Source organism: Polaromonas sp. P1_E1_2, assembly GCF_056406035.1.
Genome location: NZ_JBFUAZ010000560.1, coordinates 1 through 2801, shown reverse-complemented (window position 1 = coordinate 2801; position 2801 = coordinate 1). Strand labels below are relative to the sequence as shown.

Genomic DNA, 2801 nt, shown 5'->3' with positions numbered 1-2801 from the left:
GGCCCGGTAGAACGACTGACGAGTGCGGTACTCGCGCGTTACGCGCCCGCCACGGTTCTGGCGGCGAAGCAGCTCGGGCAAACGCTCGGCGCCATGCCTTCCACGGCGCTGCGGGCAACCTGGCATCCGTGATCTGCGTCGCAAACGACGCGAAATGTCACCCGGGCGCACCTGATGTGATGTGATGCACTATCCTGTGCGGCCTGCGAAAAATGCAGCCTCAGCGATGAAGAAATACAGGCTGCCGCTTCTCCACAAACGCTGCCGTTCCCTCTCGTGCGTCTGGCGAAGCCGCCGCGATCATGAACTGTGCGGCCTCGATGGCCAGGCCTTCGTCGATGGAAACATTCAGGCCCCGCGTCACGGCGCGTAGCGAGGCCGTCACGGCCACGGCGGAGTTTTCGGCGATGCGGTTGGCCATTCGCAGGCAAGCCGGAAGCAGGTCATGGGCCGGCACCACGTGGTTGATGAGGCCTATCAGCAGGGCTTCCTCGGCACTGATGGCGTCGCCGGTCAGGATCATTTCGTTGGCGCGCTTGCGGCCGATGTGGCGGGGCAGGCGCTGCGTGCCGCCAAAGGGCGGCGGAAAACCGAGCCGGATTTCGGGTTTGGCAAAGCTGGCATGTTCCGCCGCGATGGCCAGGCTGCAGGCTTCCATGGTTTCGCAACCGCCGCCGAAGGCGATGCCGTTGACGGCCGCGATGATGGGTTTGGGATAGTTTTCGATGCGCCTGGTCATGGCCTGGCCGCGCATCACGAAGTTGCGCCACGCTGCCTCGGGCGAGGTGGCTATGTCGGCTGCGAAGCCCGCAATGTCGGCGCCCGCACTGAAGGCTTTATCGCCCTGCCCCGTCAGCACCAGGCAGCGCACGCTGTCGTCGCGCTCCAGGGCGTTCAGCCTGTCCATGAGCTCATCGATCAGGGCGTAGTTCAGTGCGTTCAGTTTCTCGGGCCGGTTCAGGGTCAGTATCACGTGTTGGCCGCGGCGCTCAGTTTCTATCAGCATGGGGCCTCCTCAGGTTTTCGGGCAATAGCGTCGGGGGATACAAATGACAACACACCGCAACCGCGCGGGGCGCCCACAAAATAAGTCGCGGCTTGCGGCGTGACAAAGGACTGGCCGCTTTCCAGCACCACGTCGCTGTCCCGGCGTCCAGCCAGCGCATCGCTGGTGATCCAGAGGCAACCCCCAGTGCAGGCCAAAACCTGGCCGCGCGGCAAGCGCAAGGGTTTGGGGATGGACCCGAGCTTCAGCGGGGTCTGTGGAGTTTGTAGGGTTTGCAGGGCATGCATGGCGGACTCCTTGAAAAGTGTGGTTTGATTCTTCTTTGGAACCGGTCCGCGCGGCCGGATGGTTTGTCATACGGGGTATTCCAATCATTCATGCCATGCTGAACAGCCCTTCCACCAGCGCACTGCGCGCCATGTCGCTCGATGCCATCCGCGGCTTCGAATCCGCCGCGCGGCACCTGAGCTTCACCGCTGCCGCCGAAGAACTGTGCATCACGCAGTCGGCCGTGAGCAAACAGGTCAAAAGTCTGGAAGATGCCTTGGGCACCGCCCTGTTCGTGCGTGGCGGCAAGGGCCTGAGCCTGACGCCGCAAGGCCGTGAGCTTTATGAGGTGGCCCGCGCCGCGCTGGCGCAGCTGGCCTCGGCTGTCGACCGCCTGCTGGCGGTGGACAGGGTCTCTGTAGCGGTCACCACCACGCCCTCCTTCGCCGCACTGTGGCTGGCTCCCAAGCTTGCCAAATTCCAGTTGCTGGAGCCTGCCATCGATGTACGCGTCGACGCCACAGAAACGCGTGTCAACCTGGAGCGCGAAGGCATGGACCTGGCTGTGCGGCTCTACCCCGTGCTGCAGGGCGGCGAAGACCCGCCACCCCTGCTGCAGGAGCRGGTCCTGCTGGTGGCGGCGCCGGCCGTCGCGGCACGCATCCATGCCGCCGCCGATATCCTGACTACGCCGCTACTGGTCTATTACGACCCGGCCACGCGTTTTCCCTGGATGTCGTGGCCGGACTGGTACGAGCGCCTGGACTTGAGGCAATCGGCGCAGCAGCCTTGTTTGTATTTTTCGCAGTACGAACATGTGCTGACCGCCGCCGTGCAAGGCGCGGGCATAGGCATAGGCCGCACGCCGCTGGTGTTACCGCTGCTGCGCAGCGGCCAGCTCATGGTGGTCTTGCCGGGCCAGACGGTGCCGGGCCTGGGCTACCGCATCGTCACCTCAGCCCACAGCACAGAGCGGCCCGCCGTGCAGAAGTTTCGCGCCTGGCTGGAGCGCGAACTCGCGCTTGAAGCCATAGGCTAAGCCCAGGCGCCGGTAGCTTCCAGCACCGGGGAGAGTTCTGCCTCGCTCCAGCGCAGCGGCAAGGAAGATTCCACCAGCTGCATGGTTTGCACCTTGAAACGCATCAGGCGCTGTGCGCCGGCGAAGGACTGCACCTCGGGCCCGTCCCAGATGATGTCAGCCGTGACGGCCAGATACAGCAGGTCGCCGTTGTCGAAGTCGATGAACAGCAGGCCGGCGCGCGGGTTCACCACGAGGTTACCCAGGGTGTTGAAGAAGTAGTTGCCGACGAAATCCGGCACGGTCAGGGTGCCGTCGGCCTCCACGCGCACAAAACCGGGCTTGCCGCCGCGGTGGGACACGTCCACGCCGCCGGCGCGGCCGGCTTGCTCACCGTTGCCCGCATAGGCTGTGGCGATGAACAGCGTGTCGGCCTGCTCGATCATGCGGCGCGCCGCGTCATTGAGCTGCGCCGACGCGTGCACCACCGGCCCCGCTGAAGACGTGGAG

Annotated in this window: 3 protein-coding genes and 1 pseudogene; 1 reads left to right on the top strand and 3 read right to left on the bottom strand. The window is 65.0% G+C overall.

Annotated features, from left to right (window positions below):
• Positions 1 to 220: 220 nt before the first annotated feature.
• A complete protein-coding gene (locus AC1D1P_RS19850; RefSeq protein ID WP_477674151.1) occupies positions 221 to 1006 on the bottom strand; it encodes a crotonase/enoyl-CoA hydratase family protein in 786 nt (261 codons plus the stop codon).
• Entirely contained in the window at positions 1000 to 1293 is a 294-nt protein-coding gene (locus AC1D1P_RS19845; RefSeq protein ID WP_477668602.1) for a DUF2917 domain-containing protein, read from the bottom strand. Before AC1D1P_RS19845 ends, AC1D1P_RS19850 begins: the two co-directional genes overlap by 7 nt.
• A 95-nt stretch (positions 1294 to 1388) precedes the next feature.
• On the opposite strand from AC1D1P_RS19845, the gene AC1D1P_RS19840 reads away from it, so the two are divergent.
• Positions 1389 to 2312: a LysR substrate-binding domain-containing protein gene (locus AC1D1P_RS19840; RefSeq protein WP_477674150.1), complete on the top strand. Its 924-nt coding sequence runs from the start codon at positions 1389 to 1391 to the stop codon at positions 2310 to 2312.
• On the opposite strand, the pseudogene AC1D1P_RS19835 reads toward AC1D1P_RS19840, so the two are convergent.
• Positions 2309 to 2801 (bottom strand): annotated as a pseudogene (locus AC1D1P_RS19835) (flavin-nucleotide-binding protein); the annotation flags it as partial. The gene AC1D1P_RS19840 and the pseudogene AC1D1P_RS19835 sit on opposite strands and share 4 nt — an antisense overlap.

Excerpts from the sequence above, each read along its gene's own strand:
- AC1D1P_RS19850 (WP_477674151.1), bottom strand. The coding sequence starts at position 1,006 with ATGCTGATAGAAACTGAGCGCCGCGGCCAACACGTGATACTGACCCTG.
- AC1D1P_RS19845 (WP_477668602.1), bottom strand. The coding sequence starts at position 1,293 with ATGCATGCCCTGCAAACCCTACAAACTCCACAGACCCCGCTGAAGCTC.